Annotated in this window: 22 protein-coding genes; 7 read left to right on the top strand and 15 right to left on the bottom strand. The window is 64.6% G+C overall.

The annotated features are described in order from the left end of the window. Positions 1-173: 173 nt before the first annotated feature. The 7 genes from AKL29_RS11245 to uvrC all read right to left on the bottom strand — a co-directional run bounded on the left by AKL29_RS11245 (position 174) and on the right by uvrC (position 7,211). Positions 174-1,028, bottom strand: coding sequence for a TIGR01459 family HAD-type hydrolase (locus AKL29_RS11245; protein ID WP_050384201.1), 855 nt, complete (start codon positions 1,026-1,028; stop codon positions 174-176). 15 nt (positions 1,029-1,043) lie between these two features. Further along, positions 1,044-2,456, bottom strand: a complete 1,413-nt coding sequence (locus AKL29_RS11240) for an EAL domain-containing protein (RefSeq protein ID WP_050384200.1) — start codon at positions 2,454-2,456, stop codon at positions 1,044-1,046. Positions 2,457-2,620: 164 nt separating this feature from the next. After that, positions 2,621-3,580 carry a 50S ribosomal protein L3 N(5)-glutamine methyltransferase gene (gene prmB, locus AKL29_RS11235; RefSeq protein ID WP_050384199.1) on the bottom strand — a complete coding sequence of 320 codons (960 nt, stop codon included), beginning with the start codon at positions 3,578-3,580 and terminating at the stop codon, positions 2,621-2,623. Next, on the bottom strand, positions 3,580-4,047 hold the full coding sequence (locus tag AKL29_RS11230; RefSeq protein ID WP_050384198.1) for a molybdenum cofactor biosynthesis protein MoaE: 468 nt from the start codon (positions 4,045-4,047) through the stop codon (positions 3,580-3,582). The genes prmB and AKL29_RS11230 overlap by 1 nt, the downstream gene beginning before the upstream one ends. Positions 4,048-4,055: 8 nt before the next feature. Next, entirely contained in the window at positions 4,056-4,307 is a 252-nt protein-coding gene (gene moaD, locus AKL29_RS11225; protein ID WP_028333074.1) for a molybdopterin converting factor subunit 1, read from the bottom strand. Next, the gene (gene pgsA / locus AKL29_RS11220; protein WP_028333075.1) at positions 4,304-4,918 is read right to left on the bottom strand and encodes a CDP-diacylglycerol--glycerol-3-phosphate 3-phosphatidyltransferase; all 615 of its coding nucleotides are present in this window, start codon (positions 4,916-4,918) and stop codon (positions 4,304-4,306) included. The genes moaD and pgsA overlap by 4 nt, the downstream gene beginning before the upstream one ends. Positions 4,919-5,111: 193 nt before the next feature. Further along, a complete protein-coding gene (gene uvrC / locus AKL29_RS11215) occupies positions 5,112-7,211 on the bottom strand; it encodes an excinuclease ABC subunit UvrC (protein WP_050384197.1) in 2,100 nt (699 codons plus the stop codon). Positions 7,212-7,475: 264 nt separating this feature from the next. On the opposite strand from uvrC, the gene AKL29_RS11210 reads away from it, so the two are divergent. Beyond that, positions 7,476-8,099, top strand: a complete 624-nt coding sequence (locus tag AKL29_RS11210) for an outer membrane protein (protein ID WP_050384196.1) — start codon at positions 7,476-7,478, stop codon at positions 8,097-8,099. A 272-nt stretch (positions 8,100-8,371) separates the two neighbouring features. Here the strand turns inward: AKL29_RS11210 and AKL29_RS11205 are convergent, their stop codons facing one another. The 4 genes from AKL29_RS11205 to AKL29_RS11190 form a co-directional block, all read right to left on the bottom strand. Next, a complete protein-coding gene (locus AKL29_RS11205; RefSeq protein WP_016844477.1) occupies positions 8,372-8,584 on the bottom strand; it encodes a cold-shock protein in 213 nt (70 codons plus the stop codon). Between the two features lie 261 nt (positions 8,585-8,845). Beyond that, on the bottom strand, positions 8,846-9,706 hold the full coding sequence (locus AKL29_RS11200) for a 23S rRNA (adenine(2030)-N(6))-methyltransferase RlmJ (RefSeq protein WP_050384195.1): 861 nt from the start codon (positions 9,704-9,706) through the stop codon (positions 8,846-8,848). Positions 9,707-9,928: 222 nt separating this feature from the next. Further along, positions 9,929-10,615 carry a ribonuclease T2 family protein gene (locus AKL29_RS11195; protein WP_038377299.1) on the bottom strand — a complete coding sequence of 229 codons (687 nt, stop codon included), beginning with the start codon at positions 10,613-10,615 and terminating at the stop codon, positions 9,929-9,931. A 114-nt stretch (positions 10,616-10,729) separates the two neighbouring features. Beyond that, a complete protein-coding gene (locus AKL29_RS11190; RefSeq protein WP_028333079.1) occupies positions 10,730-11,206 on the bottom strand; it encodes a hypothetical protein in 477 nt (158 codons plus the stop codon). Between the two features lie 166 nt (positions 11,207-11,372). Here AKL29_RS11190 and AKL29_RS11185 point away from each other — a divergent pair, with 166 nt between their 5' ends. Both AKL29_RS11185 and AKL29_RS11180 read left to right on the top strand, forming a co-directional pair. After that, on the top strand, positions 11,373-11,672 hold the full coding sequence (locus tag AKL29_RS11185; RefSeq protein WP_028333080.1) for a hypothetical protein: 300 nt from the start codon (positions 11,373-11,375) through the stop codon (positions 11,670-11,672). A gap of 43 nt (positions 11,673-11,715) precedes the next feature. Then, complete coding sequence (locus AKL29_RS11180; protein WP_028333081.1) at positions 11,716-12,246, top strand: DUF3617 domain-containing protein; 531 nt, start codon at positions 11,716-11,718, stop codon at positions 12,244-12,246. 46 nt (positions 12,247-12,292) lie between these two features. Here the strand turns inward: AKL29_RS11180 and AKL29_RS41805 are convergent, their stop codons facing one another. Further along, positions 12,293-12,580, bottom strand: coding sequence for a hypothetical protein (locus AKL29_RS41805; RefSeq protein WP_152977540.1), 288 nt, complete (start codon positions 12,578-12,580; stop codon positions 12,293-12,295). Positions 12,581-13,073: 493 nt separating this feature from the next. On the opposite strand from AKL29_RS41805, the gene AKL29_RS11175 reads away from it, so the two are divergent. Next, positions 13,074-15,053 carry a TonB-dependent siderophore receptor gene (locus AKL29_RS11175; RefSeq protein ID WP_244481934.1) on the top strand — a complete coding sequence of 660 codons (1,980 nt, stop codon included), beginning with the start codon at positions 13,074-13,076 and terminating at the stop codon, positions 15,051-15,053. Positions 15,054-15,222: 169 nt separating this feature from the next. Here AKL29_RS11175 and AKL29_RS11170 read toward each other — a convergent pair whose 3' ends face one another. Genes AKL29_RS11170 through AKL29_RS11160 form a run of 3 tightly spaced genes read right to left on the bottom strand, consistent with a single transcriptional unit; the run spans position 15,223 to position 17,887 of the window. Next, complete coding sequence (locus AKL29_RS11170; protein ID WP_028333083.1) at positions 15,223-16,608, bottom strand: ATP-binding protein; 1,386 nt, start codon at positions 16,606-16,608, stop codon at positions 15,223-15,225. Between the two features lie 9 nt (positions 16,609-16,617). Further along, entirely contained in the window at positions 16,618-17,322 is a 705-nt protein-coding gene (locus AKL29_RS11165) for a response regulator (RefSeq protein ID WP_038377300.1), read from the bottom strand. Between the two features lie 19 nt (positions 17,323-17,341). After that, a complete protein-coding gene (locus tag AKL29_RS11160; RefSeq protein WP_050384193.1) occupies positions 17,342-17,887 on the bottom strand; it encodes a MarR family winged helix-turn-helix transcriptional regulator in 546 nt (181 codons plus the stop codon). A gap of 330 nt (positions 17,888-18,217) precedes the next feature. Here AKL29_RS11160 and AKL29_RS11155 point away from each other — a divergent pair, with 330 nt between their 5' ends. The 3 genes from AKL29_RS11155 (at position 18,218) to AKL29_RS11145 (ending at position 21,242) form a co-directional block, all read left to right on the top strand. Further along, positions 18,218-19,297, top strand: a complete 1,080-nt coding sequence (locus tag AKL29_RS11155) for a branched-chain amino acid aminotransferase (protein WP_028333085.1) — start codon at positions 18,218-18,220, stop codon at positions 19,295-19,297. A gap of 107 nt (positions 19,298-19,404) precedes the next feature. Then, entirely contained in the window at positions 19,405-20,919 is a 1,515-nt protein-coding gene (gene hisS / locus AKL29_RS11150) for a histidine--tRNA ligase (protein WP_050384192.1), read from the top strand. Between the two features lie 119 nt (positions 20,920-21,038). Continuing rightward, entirely contained in the window at positions 21,039-21,242 is a 204-nt protein-coding gene (locus tag AKL29_RS11145) for a tautomerase family protein (protein WP_018269806.1), read from the top strand. The last annotated feature ends 66 nt before the right edge of the window (positions 21,243-21,308 follow it).

Here is a 21,308-nt window from a genome sequence, read left to right as displayed (position 1 = left end):
CCGCTTGCGGGGAGAGGTCGGATTGCATCGAGAGATGCAATCCGGGTGAGGGGGACGGGTCTCTCGGCATCCAGCGCTTGGGGAGGCAGCCGCTCACCCAACCCTCCAAGAGGGAGCTTCGCTCGTCTCGACCCCGCACAAGAGCGGGGCGAGGGAGTCCGATGACCTTTTGGCTACCACTTCAGCTCGCGCATCAGCGCGCGCGGCGGGTGGCCGAACAATTCCTTGATCGAGGCCGCATCGAGCTGCTCGATGCCCTCAAACTGCTCGGAATGGATGCCGCGCGTGACGAACAACAGATCGATGCCGAAGCCAAGGGCGCCGGTGAGATCGGTGCGCACGGAATCGCCGATCGCGAGCACCCGGCTGAGCTCGGTCGGACGCCCGCGGCGCTCGGTGGCCAGTGCCATGGCGCGCTCATAGATCGGCCGGTGCGGCTTGCCGTAGAAGATCACCTCGCCGCCGAGCTCGCGATAGAGTTCGGCGACCGCCCCGGCGCAATAGATCAGCCGGTCGCCGCGCTCGACCACGATATCGGGATTGGCGCAGACCAGCGTGAGCTTGCGCTCGAGCGCCTTCAGCAGCGTGTCGCGATAATCTTCGGCCGACTCGGTCTCGTCGTCGAACAGGCCGGTGCAGATGATGTAGTCGGCCTGCTCCAGCGGCACCAGCGTGGCGTCGAGGCCGCGGTGGATCGAGCTGTCGCGCTCAGGGCCGATCCAGAAGATCTTCTGGCCGGGATGATCGGCCACGAAGTGGCGCGTCAGGTCACCTGAGGAGACGATCGCATCATAGGTCTCGTCGGCGACGCCGAGCTTGCGCAGTTGTCGCTGCACGGAATCGGCCGGTCGCGGCGCGTTGGTGATCAGGATGACCGTGCCGCCTCTCTGGCGGAACGTATGCAGCGCCTCGCAGGCCTCGGGAAAGGACTCGAGCCCGTTGTGCACGACGCCCCAGATGTCCGACAGCACCACATCGACGCCGCCGACGAGGTCGCGCAGCTGTTCCACGAAACGCAGTGAGGTCATGATGCGAATTGCCGGCTAATTTGGACCAAGGGCGCGGCGCGCCAGCGCGGCGCTGCCGGTTGCGCGCGGCGGAGCTGCGGGGCTGGAGACAGGGGCTGAAGTGCTGGCGCCATTAAGATCCTGGGGGTTGGTCTGCGGAGCCTCGGCGGTAGCAGATGCCCCCTCCGGCCGCAACGGCCGCGGCGGCGCGAACAGGAACCCCTGGCCGAACCGGACATCGTAATCGAGCAGGTCGACCACCGAGCGTTCGCCCTCGATCCGTTCGGCGATCAGGTCGATGCCGTAGCGGCCGAGCAGGTCGGACAGATCGGAAGGATGGATATCGGTGCTCGCGATCTGCTTGGCGTCGAGCAGCAGCGCCGCCGGCACCTTGATGAAGCGGACGCCGCGATCGGCGAGCTCGCGCGGCTCGAGGCGGAGGTCGCTGACATGGTCGATCGAGAACCGGTAGCCGCGCTGTGCCAGCGCCGCGAGGTTTTCGCTCTCGGTCGGGCCGAGATGGCGGAAGGTCGCCTGCTTGAACTCGAGCACGAAGGACGGCGCCAGCGCGCGGTTGGCCTCCAGGAAGTCGAGACATTGGGTGAAGTGCGCCGGGCTCGACAGCGTCGCCGCCGAGACGTTGCAGAACACGCCGACATCCTTGCTGCGGATCATCAGGCGGCGCAGCACCTGAACGCAGCGAAGCATCACCATGTGATCGATGCGGCCGATCAGGCCGCCGGCCTCGGCCGCCTCGATGAAATCCTCGGCGGCCAGCACCTGGTCGCGCTCGTCGCGCAGCCGCGTCACCGCCTCGTAGTAGCGCACCTTGCGCTGCGGCAGCGTCACCATCGGCTGCAGGTAGATGTCGAGGCGGTTCTCGTCGATGGCCTGCTTGATCGCGCCGATCAGCTGGGTCTGGCTGCGCGAGACCTCCGGCGGAGCCGCAGGTGTCGGCTGAGGCGCAACCACGACCGTCGGCGCCGGCGCAACCCGTTGCAGCACATCGTCGCGCGGGGAGGTGACCGGCTGCATCGCCGGAGCCGCTGCCAGCAGATCCTCATGATGGGCGACGGATGCCGCAAGCTGCCGCACCAGTCCGCCGAGCTCGCTGATCTCGCCGGCCATGCCCTGCATCCGGTCGGCGCCGGTGGAGTTGGCCGAGGCGACGCGGCCTTCGACTGCGGCCAGCCGGCGGCCGAATTCGGCGACCTGGCGGGCAAGGTCGGCGGTGCCGCGCGACAGATCCGCGATCTGGCCGCCGACGTCGCTGCGGTCGCGCAGCCGCATCGAGACGGCGTTGTAGAGGATCAGGCAGGTGAGGGCGGCGAGCGCCACGATCGCCGATTCCGATCCGCTGATGCCCGCCACCGAATACAGCACGAAGCCGAGCGAGGCTGCGACCAGCACCATGCAGATGGCGATGAAGATCGTCGAAATGCGAATCATGTCGCGCGCCCGCGCCCTCTGTCCGAACGTCCCCAGACTGCGACCTTAGCACCATTGTTGATTCGACGGGCCAGCGATCTTCGGAACCGGCTGGAACTACGCACGATTTTCGTTTCGGCCAGATCGGGCTCCGTAAATCGCCTGAGCCGGCGGCGGCACGCCGGTCAGAGGTCGGCGGCGGCAATCCAGAACACCTCGCCCTCGGAGTCCTCGGTGTCGAGCCAGAGCAGCGGCAGGTTCGGATAGGCGGCCTCGAGATTGTCGCGGCCGCGGCCGATCTCGCAAAGCAGCCCGCCCTGCGGGGTCAGATGTTGCCTCGCCTCATCGAGCAGGCGGCGGACGATGTCGAGCCCGTCGGCGCCGCCGTCGAACGCGATCTTCGGCTCGGCACGGCACTCGCGCGGCAGCGCCGCCATGCCTTCGGCGTCGACATAGGGCGGGTTCGAGATGATGAAATCGTATCTGTTGTCGCCGAGCGGCCTGAACAGGTCGCCGCGATGGAGCGTCAGGCGATCGTCGAGGCCGTGGTCGGCGACGTTGCGCGCGGCGACCTCCAGCGCGTCCTTTGAAATATCGACGGCATCGACCGCGGCGTTGGGGAAATGCCGGGCCGCCAGGATCGCGAGGCAGCCGGAGCCGGTGCAGAGATCGAGCACGCGTTCGACCTCGTCGGGATCGCCGATCAGCGAGGTGCCCTCCTCGTCACCGCCGAAATGCGAATCCAGCAATTCGCCGATGAAGGAGCGCGGCACGATGGTGCGCTCATCGACATAGAACGGCAGGCCGCGCATATAGACCTTGTTGACGAGATAGGCGGCCGGCTTCCGCGTCGCGATCCGGCGCTCGATCAGGTCGAGGATCTGCTTGCCCTCGGCAATCGTGACGCGCGCGGTGGCAAAGTTCTCGAACTGGTCGGGATGCAGGTGCAGCGTTTCGCAGATCAGGAACGCGGCCTCGGCCACCGGATCGGTGGTGCCGTGCGCGAGCACGAGCTTGGCCGCGTTGAAGCGGCTTGTCGCATAGCGCAGGAAATCGAACAGGGTGTGCAGCTCGCCGGCGCCGACTTTCGGCGCTTTCGGCACGGCGGGGCTGCGCTTGGTGGGCACTTTGCTGCGCTTGGCCATCAGGATTTGGTCCAGCGCGCGGCGGCCGCGTCGTCATGGCCCTGCGCCTCGATCCAGCTCGTGCCGCGCGCGCTTTCCTCGCGCTTCCAGAACGGTGCGTTGGTCTTCAGATAGTCCATCAGAAACTCGGCGGCTTCGAACGCGGCCTGCCGGTGCGCCGAGGCGGTCACGACCAGCACGATGTTCTCGCCCGGCGTGATACGGCCGAAGCGATGGATGATGGTGAGGCCCTGCAACGGCCAGCGCGACAGCGCCTCGTCGGCGTGGCGTCCAATCTCGGCTTCCGCCATTTCAGGATAATGTTCGAGCGTCAGCGCCGCGATCGGCTCGCCCTGCTCGCTGCCGCGGCAGATGCCGCTGAAGCTGACGACCGCGCCGACATCGGTGCGGCCTCGGCTTAAGGCCGCGATCTCCTGCGCGACGTCGAAGTCGGCTTGCTGGATACGGATGGTCGCTGCGACGGTCATGTTAGGATTTAGCCGCCGGTCATCGGCGGAAAGAACGCGATCTCACGGGCGCCGGAGATCGCCGCGTCTGATTTGACATGGGCGTGGTCGATCGCGGCGCGGATCACTGTCGGCTTCTCGAAGGCATAGGCATAGGCATCGTCGCGCGCGGCAAGCCAGCCGATCAGGTCGCCGACGGTGCGCACCTCGGCCGGCGGCTCGACGATCTCTTCAGCCTTGCCGACGCGTTCACGCACCCAGGCGAAATATTTCAGCTTCATCCCTCATCCTCCTTGATGAGGTGATGGATGCCGGCACGGAAGTAATCCCAGCCGGTGTAGATCGTGAAGATCGCCGACATCCAGAGCAACACGATGCCGATCAGGGTGGTGGCCGGGAAGACCTGCTCGCCCGCTTCGCCGGCGATCAGAAAGCCGATCGCCACCAGCTGGATCGTCGTCTTCCATTTCGCCAGCTTGGTGACGGGAACGCTGACCCTGAGCCCGGCGAGATATTCGCGCAGGCCCGAGACCAGGATCTCGCGGCACAGGATCACGATCGCCGCCCACAGCGTCCAGCCATGGATCGAATTGTCGGCGGCCAGCATCAAGAGGCTGGAGGCGACCAGCAGCTTGTCGGCGATCGGATCAAGCATCCGGCCGAAGGCGGACTGCTGGTCCCAGATCCGGGCATAATAGCCGTCGAGATAGTCGGTGACCCCCGCCGCAATGAACACGGCCAGCGCCACCCAGCGCAGCCACAGCGGGCCGTCCAGGATCGATTGCCAATAGACGCAGCCGATCACCACCGGGATCGCGGCGATCCGGGCGTAGGTCAGGATATTCGGGAGGGACATGGTCTTGGTCTGTCCCCGGGTCGTGGCGATGTTCATCCGTTCTACCAATACCGCTGAAGCGAGAAGGTCAACCGTGCGGACGCGTAAAGCGCGACCAGATTGCGCTGCATCGTCATAGCGCCTTAGCTCGTTGTTTAAGCATGATCTTTTCGGATAACTGCCTCACACTTTTCCGCATCATGCCCTAGATGCCCTGTCGCAGGCGACGCCCTGATGACTCGCCTTTGGTTTAACCCGGCTGGGCGTGGAAAAACTCGAAAATCTTGCGGGCACTCTCGGCGCTGACGCCGGGAACCTTGCCGAGGTCGGCGATCGAGGCCCGCTCGATCTCCTTGAGCGTTCCGAAGTGGTGCAGCAAGGCCCGCTTGCGGGACGGGCCGATGCCCGGGATCTCCTGCAGGCCGGCCTCGCGGATGTCTTTTTTGCGCAGCTTGCGGTGCGAGCCGATCACGAAGCGATGGGCCTCGTCGCGCAGCCGCTGGATGAAATAGAGCACCGGGTCGCGCGGCTCCAGCTTGATGGCCTCGCGGTCGGGCATGAACAGGGTTTCGCGCCCGGCATCGCGCTCCGGACCCTTGGCCACCGCCATCAGCGAGACCTCGGTCAGTCCGAGATTCTGGAAAATCTCCCGGACCGCGTTGAGCTGGCCGCGGCCGCCGTCGATGATGACGAGATCGGGCCATTGCGGAAACGAATCGTCATCCGCTTTCGTCTTGGCAGCGGCCTCGCCCTCCGGCGGCTTCAGCAGCCGCTTGAAGCGGCGTTCCAGCACCTCGCGCATCATTCCGTAATCGTCGCCGGGCGTCAGCCCTTCCGACTTGATGTTGAATTTGCGGTACTGGTTTTTCATGAACCCGTCGGGTCCCGCCACGATCATCGCGCCGACCGCGTTGGTGCCCTGGATGTGGCTGTTGTCGTAGACCTCGATCCGCTTGGGCGTGTGCGGCAGGCCGAGCCTCGAGACCATGCCCTCCAGCAGCCGGCTTTGCGTCGCGGTATCGGCGAGCTTGCGGCCGAGCGCCTCGCGCGCGTTGGTGAGCGCGTGGCCGATCAGCTCCTTCTTCTCGCCGCGCTTCGGCACGGAGACCTCGACCTTGGATCCGGCCTTGACCGACAGCGCATCGGCGAGCAACGCGCTTTCCTCGATCTCGTGCGACAGCAGGATCAGCTTCGGCGGCGGCTTGTCGTCGTAGAATTGCGCGAGGAACGAGGACAGCACCTCCTCGGGCGTGAAGCTCTTCTCGGCCTTCGGGAAATAGGCGCGGTTGCCCCAGTTCTGGCCGGTGCGGAAGAAGAACACCTCGACGCAGGAATAGCCGCCCTCCTGGTGGATCGCGAACACATCGGCCTCTTCGACCGTGCGCGGATTGATGCCCTGCTGCGACTGGATCGCCGACAGCGCCGCGAGACGATCGCGGTACAGCGCCGCGGTTTCGAACTCGAGCTCGCCGGAGGCCTTCTCCATCTCGGCCGCGAGCAGCTCCTTCACGGCGTGGCTGCGGCCGGAGAGAAATTCGGTCGCCTCGTGCACCAGTTCGCTATAGCCGGGGAAGTCGATCTCGCGCGTGCAGGGACCGGCGCAGCGCTTGATCTGATAGAGCAGGCAGGGCCGGCTGCGGCTTTCGAAGAAGCCGTCGGTGCAGGAGCGGATCAGGAACGCGCGCTGCAGCGCCGTGATGGTGCGGTTGACCGCGCCCGCGTTGGCGAACGGGCCGAAATAGCGCCCGGGCCGCGACTGCGCGCCGCGATGCTTGAGGATCTGCGGCGCCCAATGGTCGCCGGTGATCAGAATATAGGGAAACGACTTGTCGTCGCGCAGCTGCACATTGAAGCGCGGACGGAGCTGCTTGATCAGATTGGCTTCGAGCAGCAGCGCCTCGGTCTCGGTCATGGTCGAGACGATCTCGACATGCGTGGTCGCCGCGATCATGCGCAGGATGCGCGCCGGCAGCGGCGCGTTGGCCCGCGCATAGGACGACAGCCGCTTTTTGACGTTCTTCGCCTTGCCGACATAGAGCACGTCGTTGGCGGCGTTGAGCATGCGGTAGACGCCGGGCGAGGTCGGGGCGAGGCGGACCGCGTTCTCGATCGCGGCATGTCCGACCGAGAGCGTGCCCTCGGCGACCGCCTCGGCGGCGTCCTCCGAAGCCTCGGGCAGGCGTGCCTCGTCCTCCTCCTCGGCGGCGGAGGTTTCGGGATCGACGTCGCTTGTATCGAGCGCCAGATCGTCCTGTGGCAGGTCGGACTTTGAACCGCGCCGTGGCTTGGGGTCAGCCTTGGAGTCAACCTTGGGGGCCGGCGTCGGGCGCTCGGGAGAATCGTGAACCATGGGCCGTAAACTAAGTGCTTGGGCGACCGGTCGCCAGCGCTGACGGCACCAACAAAAAGCACCTCGATTGCAGGAGGTTACCGGCCCCGCGCGGGCGCCGGGAGGGGTTGCGTAACACCTTGTTAAGACTGATGAGCGGGCCGGTAACCGGGCTTAACAGCCCTTTAACTTAAAACTCTCGATAAATCTTAGCGAAAAGTGGAATTCCGTAACCACGCCGGCCCTGGCCGGCGGGCTGCGGCAGTTGCGTTGTGGAGAGTACCAATGACCCGGTTTGTTGCGCGTGCGCTGGCACTGATCGTTGCAGGCTGGACGACCTCGGCGGCGTCGGCCGATCTCAACTACGGTTCGCCCTATACCGTCTATCAGCCGCTCAATGCCTATAGCTGGGCCGGCCCTTATCTGGGCGGCAATGTCGGCTATGGCTGGGGCTCGGTCGAGAACAACCCGACCAAGCCGTCCGGTTTCGTCGGCGGTGTGCAGGCCGGCTACAACTTCCAGGACGGCTCCCCCTGGGTGTTCGGTATCGAGGCCGATATCCAGGGCACCACTGCCGACGACCGCTTCGCGCCGTGGAAGTTCTCCAACCCGTGGTTCGGCACGGTGCGCGGCCGCGCCGGCTATGCGGTCAACAACGTGCTGTTCTACGCGACCGGCGGTCTCGCCTTCGGCGAACTGCGCGGCGAGACGTTCGGCATCACGGAGAGCCACACCAATGCGGGCTTCACCGTCGGTGCCGGCGCCGAAATGGGCTTTGCCCCGCACTGGAGCGCCAAGATCGAGTATCTCTACGTCGATCTTGCCAACAGCAATTTCACGATCACCGGCGGCGTGTCGAACGGCTACAGCTTCAGCCTGGTTCGCGCCGGCATCAACTATCACTTCTGAGAACAAGAAAACGTCGACCATTAACTCCCGGCCGCGCCTCGCGCGGCCGGGTTTTCTTTGTGTTGATGATCTCAACGTCGCGCACGGCCGTATACACGCCGCGGCGTCCGCGAATCCAATCGGTGGGCCGCACGTATGGGATATGCGGCACCGCCAGTCGCGTCCGCATCATGCAGGTGGTCATCCAGCGAGCGCCAGCCGCGCTCGGCAGTCAGCTCACACGCAACGCCTCATTCGGTGTTCATCCCGAGCCCGCGCATCGCGAGCGCTCGTCATGAGACCACCAGGTTGACCGCCTTCGGGCCCTTGCCCTTCTTGTCGGGCTCAACCTCGAACGTAATGCGTTGTCCTTCAGTCAGGTCCTTCAATCCTGCACGCTCGACAGCTGTGATGTGAACGAACACATCGCGGCCGCCATCATCAGGCTTGATGAAGCCGTAGCCACGCTCTCCGTTGAAGAACTTGACTGTCCCAGTCATGGCCATCGGGAAACTCCTCCCCCGTATTGCTCCACCGCCACGCGCACGCCGCGTAGCGGTTGACCGACATTCGCTTGTCGGAAGCTTGGCCACCTGAACAGCCCGGCGTCACGCCGCCGGTCTGCCTGGATTTTATTTCGGCCTTGTCACTCCGCCGCAACCATTCGCGGAAGCGGAACGTAAAGCCAGTCGTAACAGGATGAGCATAATACGGTTCCGCGCAAATTGCCTATGCTCAAAATTGAACTTTTCAGTAGGAGGTGTCGATCATGGCTTAGGCGTCTCGAGTCTGAAGCGTCCCGCGCCGCCTTGACCGAGCGGCTTCTCGAGTTCGGGCAGGATGATCTTCAACTCATTCGCCAGCGTCCACGGCGGATTCACCAGCAAAAGACCTGTGGAAACGAGGCCTGCGCCTGCTTCTTGCGGTGCCACACTGAATTCCAATCGCAGGCATTTGCCGGCGGGCCGGCTGCTTGCTGCTGCAGCAGCCACACTGCGCGTTAGCTCATCGGTGGCTCTCCGGGTTTTTACGGGGTACCACAAAAGATACGAGCCGGTTGGCCACTTCGCGTACGCTTCCGTGAAAGCACTGGCCAGCCGCTCAAACTCGTCCTTCGCTTCGAACGGCGGATCGATCAGCACCAGGCCGCGCCGTTCGTTCGGCGGCACGAATGCGGGCAGCGCCATCCAGCCGTCGAGATCGACGACGCGCGCTTGCGCGTCGCGTCGCAAGGCGTCGATCAGTTGTTTGCGCGCCGTCGGTTCGATCTCGCAGGCGGTGAGGCGATCTTGCGGACGCAGCAGCGCCCGCGCGATCAACGGCGAACCGGGATAGGCTTTCAGCTCGCCTTTCGGATTGAATGCTCTGACGATGTCGAGATAGGGCGCGATCAGCGGCAATGCCTTGTCGGAGAGCCGCGCCTGCATCAGCCGCGCGATGCCGGTGAGCCATTCGCCGCCGCGCTGCGCTTCGCTCGACGTCAAATCATAGAGACCGGCGCCGGCATGGGTGTCGATGACGCGGAACGGCGCCGGCTTGTCCTGCAGATAGGCGAGCATGCGCACCAGCACGATGTGCTTGATGACGTCGGCAAAGCTGCCGGCATGAAAGGCGTGACGGTAGTTCATGTGATGATCGTGCTACGCTCCCAAAGGGTGCGCATGTTGTACTCGTCATGCCCGGGCTTGTCCCGGCCTTCGCTAAAGCGTCGGCGGGGTTGACATCCGAGCTCGGCGAAGCCGGCTCCCGGGCATCTGCGCCTTATCTGGCTTGTTTCGCGACGGCGCAGGTGGCGGGGACGTTCTGCGCGGCGACGCGCGGCGCGGGTCTGCCGGCCATGACGCAGAGCGTCAGCCGCCGCGAACCGGCGGCATCAGCACCTGATCGCGGCGGCAGGCGCGGCGATCGATTTCCTCGCAGGAGCGGAATTGCAGATCCTTGCTGAGGCAGATCCGCACCTCGCTGAGCCGCTTGCTGTCGCAGGTCACCGAGATCGCGGAGTTGCTGAGGCCCGGATTGACCTTGATGAACGCCGTCTCCAGCTCGTCGGGCGCGACCGTCTTCGGCTCCGACAATTGCAGGAATTCCTCGGGGATCTTCACCGTGGCGCGAGCCTTGCGGATGGCTTCGAAATAGGCGCGCTCGCCGAGACCGGAGCAGGTGCCGTGCTTGTCCCACTCGTTGTAGATCAGCCCGGGCGCCGGCATCAGGTCGAGCATCGAGCTCATGATGCTGCGGGCGAGTCGCGGCGAGGGCCGCTGGCAGTATTCCGGAAAGCCCCGCTCATATTGCGGCCACAGGCCGTGCACCACGAAGGAATAGGGCCGTCCGCCGCACTGTGCCTGCGTGCCGCGGCCGTTGTTGCCGCGCTCGCTCGCCGCCTCGCAGAACGAGGGCGACCACGACAGCGACAGCACATAGAAATCGAACTCACCGGGCGCATTCTGGCGGCGATCCTGGGCCGAGGCTCCAACCGCACTGCACAGAATAATGGCAACCGAAATCAAAAATCGGGAAATTGTGTCCAACCGAGGCATCAACCCGCTCCCTCACTCGACCGCCCGGAGCCTAGCAGGTCGCGAGAACATTTCAAGAACAAAAAGCCGCCGTCCAAATGGCGGCGGCTCCTGCATTAGCAATCTGGTCGGAGATCAGGGCCGCGCGGCCTTGCAGGACGGGTTATAGGCCCAGTTGCGGTCGAGCCCCGCGACGCACCATTCGACGCCCTGATTGATGCTGGCAAAGCCGCCGTCCTCGATGATCGAATAGTGCACCTTGCGCACCTTGCCGTCGCTCAGCATCGCCTCGCCCGTGCAATAACGGCGCGGAATATTGTCGGACTGCCAGGGACGGAAGGCGGTTTCGTGAATCCCGTTGAAGCCGGTGATCACGAGCGGCGAATTCCAGAAGGTGGCCTCCTTTTCCTGGAATTGCGTGCTGATGACCGTCAGGGCCTTCTCGCATGGGGCCACATTGCCGTCATAGCGCGGGCCGGACAGCCAGAAGTTCATTTCGAGCGGATTGGCGGCCTGGGCCGTACCCCCGAAAGCCAGCAGGCTGACCACGAGTGCGGCGCCGAGGCCGAGCTTGCGGCCGAGTTTATTGCGGGAGTTGAACAGGTTGCGCATGGGAATCCACCCGATTATCCGATGCCGCGGACGGTGCCGTGAAGCCCCGGCTAGGTCAAGTGCAGGGCGGCAACACCTGCGGAGAAGTCCACTTTGGGGAGCCGGCTCGTTCTTTTCACGGTCGCCGGCGCACTCTATGTTGGCTCGAAGCGAAATGGAGTCTGCGATGCGAAGGAAATTGGCCGCGTGCCTGGTTGCCGTTTGCGGGATGCTGGCCGTTGTGCCGGCGCGAGCGGATTGGATGCAGCCGGTGCCGCCGTTCAAGGGCAACGATACCGGCGGTATCATCGCCTATACGCTGGCGACCCAGAGCGACGCCCGGCAGCTCGCCGTCGATCATTGCGCCTCCTACGGCAAGGTGGCCAAGTTCCTTGCGATGCAGAACTATCCGGGCGGCTACATCTCTTTCGCCTGTCGCTGGGTGCCCTATGGCGCGGCCCAGAGGCCGCTGCGCACGCTCTACTGAGCGCGTACCAGATCTTTCGATCGTTCAGCCGGGAGCCGACCGCATGACCCGACAGCTTGCCTTGTTTGGTTCGGCTGTGTGCCTTGTCCTGTCCGCTGGCGCCGCAAGTGCCGTCGACCTGCCGATCCGCAAGGCCGGTCTGTGGGAGATGAAGATGGTGCGCACCGGCGGGCCGATGCCGGAAATCACCATGCAGCACTGCACCGACGAGACCACCGACAAGGAGATGAGCGCGGCGGCCTCGCCGATGGCCAAGGAAGTCTGCTCCAAGCAGGATATCCAGAAGACCGCGACCGGCTATGTCAGCGACAGCGTCTGCAGCGTCGCCGGCATGACGATGCAGAGCCATGCCGAGATCGTCGGCGATTTCAATTCCGCCTACACGGTGAAGAGCACCTCGCATGCCGAGGGCGGCGCGGCCGGCTCGCGCGATACCACGATGACCATCGAGGCGAAATGGCTCGGCGCCTGCAAGAGCGACCAGAAGGCCGGTGACATCATCATGCCCGGCGGCATGAAGATGAACGTCAAGGACATGGAAAAGCTGAAGGGCCTCCTGCCCAAGCAGAAGTAGCGCGCAGCGCATTCGGCCGTTGCGGCGCGCCTGAATGCATCGCCTCTCATGCTGAGAGGCTGTGACACTTCGCATCACCGTCATTGCGAGCAGTTCGCGACGAAAATGCGGAGCAATCTTGCGCCGAGGCGATGTGCAATACATCCGATCCCTCCGCGTCACTGCGTTCGTGTGCTCCTCGGCGCGCGATGACGTCGACGGGATGCAACATCACTGAATGATCGCCGCGTGCCTCGCGTTCGAGACTCTCTGGAGAGACGACGCGCATCGCCTTCGTCGTGTCGAACGCCTGACGCGCCAACATGTCGTTTTGAATCGTTCCAGCGTTGCGCATCTTGAATCACTCCAGTGTTGCGCTTCGTTGCTGCTTCCATCGATTCTATTTTGCGCGTGTGGAATTTCGATCATCCCGCCGATAGAAGTCCGCCCCAATCGATGTCGGCCTTGTCGCAAACGCGGCTCGATCGATGTCGGCGCAAGGCAATGCGGGGATTTGTTCGGTGGGAATGGCTTCGTTGCGGAGCAAGCGCGGCTTGCTTGCATCAACGGCTGCGATCAACGCAGCGCTACTCGGTTCGGTCATACTTGTGCCAATGGGCACAGACGTCGCCTACGCTCAGGCGCAGACAAGTCCTCCGCAGAACAATGTCAGCGAACTTCCCGCAGTGACGGTGGATGAACCTGGCGCCGCAAAGAAGCGCGGTGCCGTCGTTTCAACTCAGAACACCAGGACTTCGCGCGCGGTCGCGGCGAACCGGCGCCGCAATGCGACTGCGCCCGCCCAGAGTCAGGCTCCGCGGTCGCAAGGCACAGGTGGCGCGATCGGTATGACGACCGGTTACGTCGCGACCGCCAGCACTGCCGGCACCAAGACCAGCACAGCGCTGATCGAAACGCCGCAGTCGCTTTCGGTCGTCACGCAAAAGGAGCTAAGGGATCGCAACGTTCAGACGCTCAAGGACGCCGTCAGCTATACGCCGGGCGTGACGACCACGGCGTTCGGCTATGATCCAAGGTTCGACAGTTTCTATATCCGCGGCTTCGATGCGACCTATACAGGCATCTATCGCGACGGCCTGCGTCAGGGCGGCGGCAACTTCGCAATTCCCAAGATCGAACCCTACGGTCTCGACAGCGTGTCGATCCTGCGCGGACCAGCCTCGGGCCTCTATGGCCTCGGCTCTCCGGGAGGGATCGTGGATGTCACGACCAAGCGGCCGCCGTTGACGGCATTCGGTGAGGTGCAGCTACAGGGCGGCACCTACGACCGTTACCAGGGCAGTTTCGATGTCGGTGGTCCGGTGCCCGGCAGCGATCAGCTGTACTACCGGCTGACGGGTCTGCTTCGTGACGCAAAGACCTGGTATCCCGGCAACGACGACGATCGCGCCTACATCGCGCCGGCGCTGACCTGGCGGCCGGACGCCGACACGTCCTTCACCATCCTGAGCGAATATCAAAGCAGCCGAACCGCCGCGAGCATCGGCAATTTCCGCACGCCCGACGGACAATTGACCAACATCTACTCGAATGATCCGGCGTTCAGCGCCATGGATCAGAAGCAATATCGCATCGGCTACGCGTTCGAGCACAATGTCGACGATGTGTGGACGGTGCGGCAGAACTTCCGCTTCTACCAGGTCGACGTCGACGCGAAATACACCCAGATCGATTCGATCGACAGCAGCACCAATCTGGCGTCGCGGTCCGCCTGGCGGATCCTGGACAGCTTCAACACGGTGACGCTCGACAATCAGGCCGAGGCCAAGTTCATGCTCGGCGCGATCAAGAATACCGTGCTGCTCGGCGTCGACTACGGCCACTCCTACTACAACGACAAGATCGGCTACGGGCCGGCGCCCGATCTCAATCTCCAGACCATGAACTACGGCGCCCAGGCGATCGCGACGCCGGCATTCTCGATCTTCAACAAGCAGTCGACCGACGAGGTCGGTGTCTATGCGCAGGACCAGGCCAAGCTCGGCGGCTTCATTCTGACGCTCAACGGCCGCCAGAGCTGGGTGTCGCAGACGACGACCGCGGGTCTCGACGGCGTGCCGTCAACGCAGAAAGCGACTGCCTTCACGGGCCGTGCGGGCCTGAGCTACGTCTTCGACAACGGCATTGCACCCTATATCAGCTACGCGACGGCATTCGCCCCGCAGGTCGGCGTCGACGCATCCGGACTGCCGTTCAAGCCGACCACCGGCGAGCAGAAGGAAGTGGGCATCAAGTACCAGATGCCGAACGTTCCGGTGCTGTTGACCGCCGCGGTGTTCGACATCACGCAGGACAACGTGCTGCGTACCGATCCGAACAACATGGCGTTCCAGGCAGCGACCGGGCAGGTCGAATCCAAGGGCGTGGAGCTCGAGGCGAAGCTGGCGCTCAAGCAGGGATTTGATCTCACCGCCGCCTACACCCATCTCAACGTCGTGATCACGCAGGGCAATCCCGATACGACCGGCAATGAGCTCTCCGGCATTCCGAGGAATTCCTTCGCCGCCTTCGGCAAATATACGTTCCAGTCCGGCGTGCCCGTCGAGGGCCTCGGGCTTGGTCTCGGCGTGCGTTATATCGGCACGAACTTCGGCAACGACCAGAACACGTTCCAGAACGCGGCGACGACGTTGTTCGATGCGGTGATCGATTACGATCTGGGCAAGCTGGACCGGCGCTTCCTCGGCGCCACCGCGCGCCTGAACGCGACCAATCTGTTCGACACGCACTACCAGACCTGCCAGTCCGGCTATTGCTACGCCGGCGAGCGGCGGCAGGTCATCGGGACCTTGTCCTATCGCTGGTAGCTCGAATTTGTTGTTTAAAGCATGATCCGGAAAAGTGCGAAGCGGTTTTCCGAAAAGATCATGCTCAAACAAGGAGCTAAAGCGCGACGACGATTCAACCTAATCTCATCGCGCTTTAGACGCGTTTTTTTCACGCGAACCGGCGTCCATTTCGCTCGAAAACGCTACGTTACACCGGCACCCGCACGACGGCGCGCAGGCCGCCCATCGGGCTTTCGCTGAGCATGATGTCGCCGCCATGCGAGCGGGCGATGTCGCGGGCGATCGCAAGCCCGAGCCCGGTGCCGCCTTCGTCCTGGTTGCGGGCATCGTCGAGTCGCAGGAACGGCTTGAACACTTCCTCGCGCATGTCGGCGGGGATGCCCGGCCCGTCGTCGTCGACCGTGACGTTGAGATAGCGGTGATCGCGATGGCCGGTGATCGAGATCGTGTTGGCGTGGCGCGCCGCGTTGGAGACGAGGTTGGCGAGGCAGCGCTTGAACGAGGCCGGCTTCACCGTGACGACGGGCAGGCCGTGGAACGCAACGGTCGCGGTATGGCCGTGGCGTTCGGCGTCGCTGCGCAATTCCTCGAGCGCCAACGCCATGTCGGTCGGCTGCGCGACCTCGCCGGAATCGCCGCGCGCGAAGGCGAGATAATCCTCCAGCATCATCGACATCTCGTCGACGTCCTTGCGCATCGCGTCGATCTCGGGGCCTTCGCCGATCAGGGCAAGCTCGAGCTTGAACCGCGTCAGGATGGTGCGCAGATCATGCGACACGCCGGCGAGCATCGCGGTGCGCTGCTCGATCGAACGTTCGACGCGCGCCTTCATCTCGATGAAGGCCTGCGCCGCGCGCCGCACCTCGCGCGCGCCGCGCGGCCGGAAGTTCGGCGCCTCGCGGCCCTTGCCGAAACTTTCGGCGGCGTCGGCCAGCCGCAGGATCGGCTTGATCTGGTTGCGCAGGAACAGCACGGCGACGATCAGGAGGATTGTCGAGGTGCCGAGCATCCAGAAGATGAAGATCTCCGAATTGGAGGCGTAGGCCGCGCTGCGCTGGGCGAAGATCCGCATCACCGAATCGTCGAGCTGCACGCGGATCTCGACCAGATTGGATTTGCCGACGGTGTCGATCCAGAACGGACGGCTGATCTGGCGGCCGAGCTGCACCGACAGGGTCTGGTCGAGCAGCGAGAAGAACGGCTTCGGCCCCGGCGGCGGCATGTCGCCGGCGGGAAGGAAGTCGACCACCAGCTGCAGTTTCTGGGCGATGCGGCGAAGCTGCGCGCGGTCCTTGTCCTGCGGGTAGCTCTTGTAGACGTCGATCAGCGCGGCGATATCGGACACCACCGCGGCCGACAGGCGCCGCGTCACTGTGTTCCAGTGCCGCTCCATGAACACGAACGCCACCACGGTCTGCAGGATCACCATCGGCACGATCATGATCAGCAGCGCGCGGGCATAGAGGCCGGTCGGCATCCAGCTCTTGAACGCATTGCCCATCCAGCCGTTCGCCTTCGAGACGCGTTGCGAGGCGTTGCGGATCAGGGTCAGGCCGGAGTCGAGCGTGCTCATGGCAGCATCTTATGGCGAGGCGACCAGGCGATAGCCGATGCCGCGCACCGCCTGCAGGAACAGCGGATTGGCGGGATCGTGCTCGATCTTGCGGCGCAGGCGGTTGATCTGCACGTCGACCGCACGTTCGTTGACGGTGCCGCCGGAAGTCAGCTCGGCGCGCGGCACGGTCTCGCCGGGCGCGCTGGCGAGGATGCGCAGCATCTCGCGCTCGCGGTCGGTGAGATGGATGATCTCCTCGCCCTGACGCAGTTCGCTGCGCTCGATGTGGAAAATATAGGGGCCGAACGCGATCTGCTCGACGACCGCGACCTGCGGCGGCGCAGTGCGCTTGAGGATATTGCCGATCCGGAGCACCAGCTCGCGCGGCTCGAACGGCTTGGCGACATAATCGTCGGCGCCGATCTGCAGGCCCTCGATGCGGGCTTCCGCCTCGTGGCGGGCGGTCAGCATGATGATCGGCACCGTCGAGGAGCTGCGGATGAAGCGGGCGAGGTCGAAGCCGTTCTCGCCGGGCATCATCACGTCGAGGATCAGCAGGTCGAAATGCAGCCCGAGCAGCTTGGCGCGCGCATCGGTGGCGCTCATTGCCGTCGTGACCCGGTAGCCTTCGCCGGAGAGAAAGCGCGACAGCAGGTCGCGAATACGGCGGTCGTCGTCGACCAGCAGAAGATGCGGCGCGTCGTCGGCCGGCTCGACCGGCGCGCGCATCATGGTTGCAGCCTGCACCGGTTCACTCCCTCGTTTTTCTGCCGCCGCCGAAGATCGCTTCGAGCACCTTGTCGGGATCGTCGCGGTCGATCATCGCGCGGAGGAATTGGCGAACCGTCTCGACGCCGGCCGGATCGATGCCGGCGACCGCCCGGTTGATGCGGTCGGTCTGCAGCCCCGCGAGCTTGGCGACCAGCGCCTCGCCCTTCGGGGTGGCGTAGAGCAGGCGCTGCCGGCGGTCGTTGTTGCCGGTCTTCTGCACGATGTAGCCCTCGTCCAAGAGCTGCTTGAGAACGCGCCCGAGCGACTGCTTGGTGATGCGCAGGACGTCGAGCAGATCGGCGACCTTCAGCCCCGGATAGCGGGTGACGAAGTGGATGACGCGGTGGTGGGCGCGGCCGAAGCCGAACGCCTCCAGCTCCTGGTCGGCGTCGCCGACAAAGTCGCGGTAGGCGAAGAACAACAGCTCGATGATGTCCCAGCGCAGGTCGCGCCCCGCCGCCGGAGCGTGGTCGTCTCCCTGCGAATCGGGGTTGGCAGCCATGCCTGAGAAATTTATGTCAGTCATATTGACGTATCTTGGGTTCAATGTTACAAAACTGCCTGTCACGACGAAACATTAGGTCGTTTTGTCCTCGACAGCGTTTAAGGCGGCCTGAACGAGCCTGTGAGGCGGTTTGGGCCGCAAATTGGACTACCGTGCGATTGTCGAGCGGCATTTCGGCAAACATACTGGACTTCAGCATTCCGCAAAAGCATGTCTAAACGGCATGTTGGCGATGGAAGCCGGCGGCGCGGCCGGCGGTGGTGAAGTTCGGGCCAGCCGAGCCGGAAGGCTCCGGGGGAAACAGGCCGGCGCCGGGTATCGCGCCGGTTCCGACAGCGGAAAGCAAGAAAAATGACTTTGAAGTTTGACATCCAGCCTTCGCCGAATGCGACGTCCGACAAGGATCGCGCGGCGAAGCTCGTGGACCCCGGCTTCGGCCGGGTCTTTACCGATCACATGGCGATCGTCCGCTACAGCCAGGGCAAGGGCTGGCACAGCGCCCGCGTCGAGGCCCGCGCGAATTTTCCGCTCGATCCGGCAGGGGCGGTGCTGCACTACGCCCAGGAAATTTTCGAAGGTCTCAAGGCCTACAAGCGCGACGACGGCGGCGTGAACCTGTTTCGGCCGGACGCCAATGCCCGCCGCTTCCATGATTCGGCCGAGCGCATGGCGATGGCGCCGTTGCCCGAGGATTTGTTCATCGACGCGGTCGAGCAGCTGGTGCGGATCGATCGCGCCTGGATCCCGGGCGGCGAGGGCAGTCTCTATCTGCGGCCCTTCATGATCGCGAGCGAGATCTTCCTCGGCGTGAAGCCGTCGGCCGAATACATCTTCTCGGTCATCGCCTCGCCGGTCGGTTCCTATTTCAAGGGCGGCCCTGCGCCGGTGTCGATCTGGGTGTCGGAGAATTACACGCGCGCCGCGATCGGCGGCACCGGCGCCGTCAAGTGCGGCGGCAACTACGCCGCCAGCCTGCGCGCGCAGGCCGAGGCCATCGAACGGGGTTGCGACCAGGTCGTGTTCCTCGATGCGGTCGAGCGCCGCTACATCGAGGAGCTCGGCGGCATGAACGTGTTCTTCGCGTTCGACGACGGCTCGCTGCTGACGCCGCCGCTCGGCACCATCCTGCCCGGCATCACCCGCGACTCGATCATCGCGCTTGCCAAGGATGCCGGCACGCGCGTGCGCGAGGAGCCCTATACGATCCAGCAATGGCGCGCTGACGCCGCCAGCGGCAAGCTGAAAGAGGCGTTCGCCTGCGGCACCGCGGCCGTCATCTCGCCGATCGGCAAGGTGTGCTCGGCGAGCGGCGATTTCCAGATCAGCGGCGGCGTGGCCGGCCCGGTCGCCATGGGCCTGCGCAAGAAGCTGGTCGACATCCAGTACGGTCGCACCAACGATCCGCATAACTGGATTAGGAACGTCGAGTGACGGACGCAACGTGATTCCGGGTTCGCGTCGTCGACGCGCCCCGGAATGACAGCCGGAAGCCGATGGCGGCGGTTGCCGCCTTGCGCGTCCACTGGTAAACGCCGCCAATGGCCGAGAAACCCAAAAAACCCCAGAAACTGAAGGCGCGCCTGCCGCGCGGGCTGGAAGATCGCGGCCGGGCCGCGATCAATGCCACGCGGGCGATGGTCGAGAAGATCCGCGCCGTCTACGAGCTCTACGGCTTCGAGCCGGTGGAGACGCCGGCGATGGAATACACCGACGCGCTCGGCAAGTTCCTGCCCGACCAGGACCGTCCCAACGAGGGCGTGTTCTCGTTCCAGGACGATGACGAGCAGTGGATCTCGCTGCGCTACGACCTCACCGCGCCGCTGGCGCGCTACGTCGCGGAAAACTTCGACGCGCTGCCGAAGCCGTATCGGTCCTATCGCTTCGGTTACGTCTTCCGCAACGAGAAGCCGGGTCCCGGCCGCTTCCGCCAGTTCATGCAGTTCGACGCCGACACGGTCGGCTCGGCGACGCCGGCGGCCGACGCCGAGATCTGCATGATGGCGGCCGATACGATGGAAGCACTCGGCATTCCGCGCGGCTCCTATGTCGTGAAGGTGAACAACCGCAAGGTGCTCGACGGCGTGCTCGAGGCGATCGGCCTCGGCGGCGACGACAATGCTGGCCGCCGCCTCACCGTGCTGCGCGCGATCGACAAGCTCGACAAATTTCCAGCCGATGAGGTTCGCAAGCTGCTTGGTCCCGGACGATGGGATGGCGGCGAAGAGGGCAAGGGCGACTTTACCAAGGGCGCCGACCTGAGCCCCGCGGATGCCGATATCGTCCTGGCCGTCACGCGGCAGCGCGACGATTGGCGAGAGGCGATTGCTGCGGCGGAGACCTATCTGGCGAAGAGCGAAGTTGGTCAGGCCGGCGTGAGCGAGCTCGAGGAGATCGCCAAGCTGGTCGCGGCGTCCGGCTATGGCGCGGATCGCATCCGCATCGATCCCACCGTTGTTCGCGGCCTCGAATATTACACCGGCCCGGTCTACGAGGTTGAGCTGCTGCTCGACACCAAGGACGAGAAAGGCCGCCCGGTGCGGTTCGGCTCGGTCGGTGGCGGCGGCCGCTATGACGGCCTCGTCTCGCGCTTCCGCGGCGAGCCGGTGCCGGCAACGGGCTTCTCGATCGGGGTGTCGCGCCTGCAGGCGGCGCTGACGATGCTCGGCCAGCTCGACACGCAGGCCGAGTTCGGTCCCGTCGTCGTCACCGTGTTCGACCGCGACCGTGTCGCCGACTACCAGAAGATGGTCGCGCAGTTGCGCCAGGCCGGCATCCGGGCCGAGCTCTATCTCGGCAATCCGAAGAACATGGGCAATCAGCTCAAATATGCCGACCGCCGCAACTCGCCCTGCGTGATCATCCAGGGCTCGGACGAGAAGGCGCGCGGCGAGGTGCAGATCAAGGATTTGATCGAGGGCGCCAAGGCCGCCGCTGCGATCGCCTCCAACCAGGAATGGCGTGAGACGCGTCCGGCGCAGTTCTCCTGCGCAGAGGCCGATCTCGTCGCCAAGGTCCGCGAGGTCCTGGCGCGGCATGACGTGGCGTGGGGATAGCCATTCGCTTGTGACGTCATGCCCGGCCTTGTGCCGGGCATCCACCTCTTGTTTGATGCGCGGCGACGTGAATGGCCGGGAGGAGCCCGGCCATGGCGACAACAAGAGGGAGAGCAACGATGCCTGAGATCACCGTGAGCATGGCCGCCGGCCGCACCGACGAGCAGAAGCTCGGCATGATGCGCGACATCACCCAGGCGCTGGTGAAGAATCTCGGCGTCGATGCCGACGCGGTCGTGATCCAGATCAATGAGGCGCCGCTGCATCACAAGATGAAGGGCGGCAAGTCGTTCGTCGAGCGCGCGGCCGCCGCGAAGAAGTGACGCGCGAAAGCGCGTCATCCCGGGGCGCGCATTAGCGCGAACCCGGGATCTCGATGAGCAATCTCC

This window comes from Bradyrhizobium pachyrhizi, assembly GCF_001189245.1.
Lineage (GTDB): Bacteria > Pseudomonadota > Alphaproteobacteria > Rhizobiales > Xanthobacteraceae > Bradyrhizobium > Bradyrhizobium pachyrhizi.
The sequence above is the reverse complement of the archived record's forward strand: the minus strand, read 5'-3'. Positions and strand labels throughout refer to the sequence as shown.

Coding starts and splice junctions, on each gene's coding strand:
- AKL29_RS11245 (WP_050384201.1), bottom strand. CDS start 1,028: ATGACCTCACTGCGTTTCGTGGAACAGCTGCGCGACCTCGTCGGCGGC.
- AKL29_RS11240 (WP_050384200.1), bottom strand. CDS start 2,456: ATGATTCGCATTTCGACGATCTTCATCGCCATCTGCATGGTGCTGGTC.
- prmB (WP_050384199.1), bottom strand. CDS start 3,580: ATGGCCAAGCGCAGCAAAGTGCCCACCAAGCGCAGCCCCGCCGTGCCG.
- AKL29_RS11230 (WP_050384198.1), bottom strand. CDS start 4,047: ATGACCGTCGCAGCGACCATCCGTATCCAGCAAGCCGACTTCGACGTC.
- moaD (WP_028333074.1), bottom strand. CDS start 4,307: ATGAAGCTGAAATATTTCGCCTGGGTGCGTGAACGCGTCGGCAAGGCT.
- pgsA (WP_028333075.1), bottom strand. CDS start 4,918: ATGAACATCGCCACGACCCGGGGACAGACCAAGACCATGTCCCTCCCG.
- uvrC (WP_050384197.1), bottom strand. CDS start 7,211: ATGGTTCACGATTCTCCCGAGCGCCCGACGCCGGCCCCCAAGGTTGAC.
- AKL29_RS11210 (WP_050384196.1), top strand. CDS start 7,476: ATGACCCGGTTTGTTGCGCGTGCGCTGGCACTGATCGTTGCAGGCTGG.
- AKL29_RS11205 (WP_016844477.1), bottom strand. CDS start 8,584: ATGGCCATGACTGGGACAGTCAAGTTCTTCAACGGAGAGCGTGGCTAC.
- AKL29_RS11200 (WP_050384195.1), bottom strand. CDS start 9,706: ATGAACTACCGTCACGCCTTTCATGCCGGCAGCTTTGCCGACGTCATC.
- AKL29_RS11195 (WP_038377299.1), bottom strand. CDS start 10,615: ATGCCTCGGTTGGACACAATTTCCCGATTTTTGATTTCGGTTGCCATT.
- AKL29_RS11190 (WP_028333079.1), bottom strand. CDS start 11,206: ATGCGCAACCTGTTCAACTCCCGCAATAAACTCGGCCGCAAGCTCGGC.
- AKL29_RS11185 (WP_028333080.1), top strand. CDS start 11,373: ATGCGAAGGAAATTGGCCGCGTGCCTGGTTGCCGTTTGCGGGATGCTG.
- AKL29_RS11180 (WP_028333081.1), top strand. CDS start 11,716: ATGACCCGACAGCTTGCCTTGTTTGGTTCGGCTGTGTGCCTTGTCCTG.
- AKL29_RS41805 (WP_152977540.1), bottom strand. CDS start 12,580: ATGCGCAACGCTGGAACGATTCAAAACGACATGTTGGCGCGTCAGGCG.
- AKL29_RS11175 (WP_244481934.1), top strand. CDS start 13,074: ATGACGACCGGTTACGTCGCGACCGCCAGCACTGCCGGCACCAAGACC.
- AKL29_RS11170 (WP_028333083.1), bottom strand. CDS start 16,608: ATGAGCACGCTCGACTCCGGCCTGACCCTGATCCGCAACGCCTCGCAA.
- AKL29_RS11165 (WP_038377300.1), bottom strand. CDS start 17,322: ATGATGCGCGCGCCGGTCGAGCCGGCCGACGACGCGCCGCATCTTCTG.
- AKL29_RS11160 (WP_050384193.1), bottom strand. CDS start 17,887: ATGACTGACATAAATTTCTCAGGCATGGCTGCCAACCCCGATTCGCAG.
- AKL29_RS11155 (WP_028333085.1), top strand. CDS start 18,218: ATGACTTTGAAGTTTGACATCCAGCCTTCGCCGAATGCGACGTCCGAC.
- hisS (WP_050384192.1), top strand. CDS start 19,405: ATGGCCGAGAAACCCAAAAAACCCCAGAAACTGAAGGCGCGCCTGCCG.
- AKL29_RS11145 (WP_018269806.1), top strand. CDS start 21,039: ATGCCTGAGATCACCGTGAGCATGGCCGCCGGCCGCACCGACGAGCAG.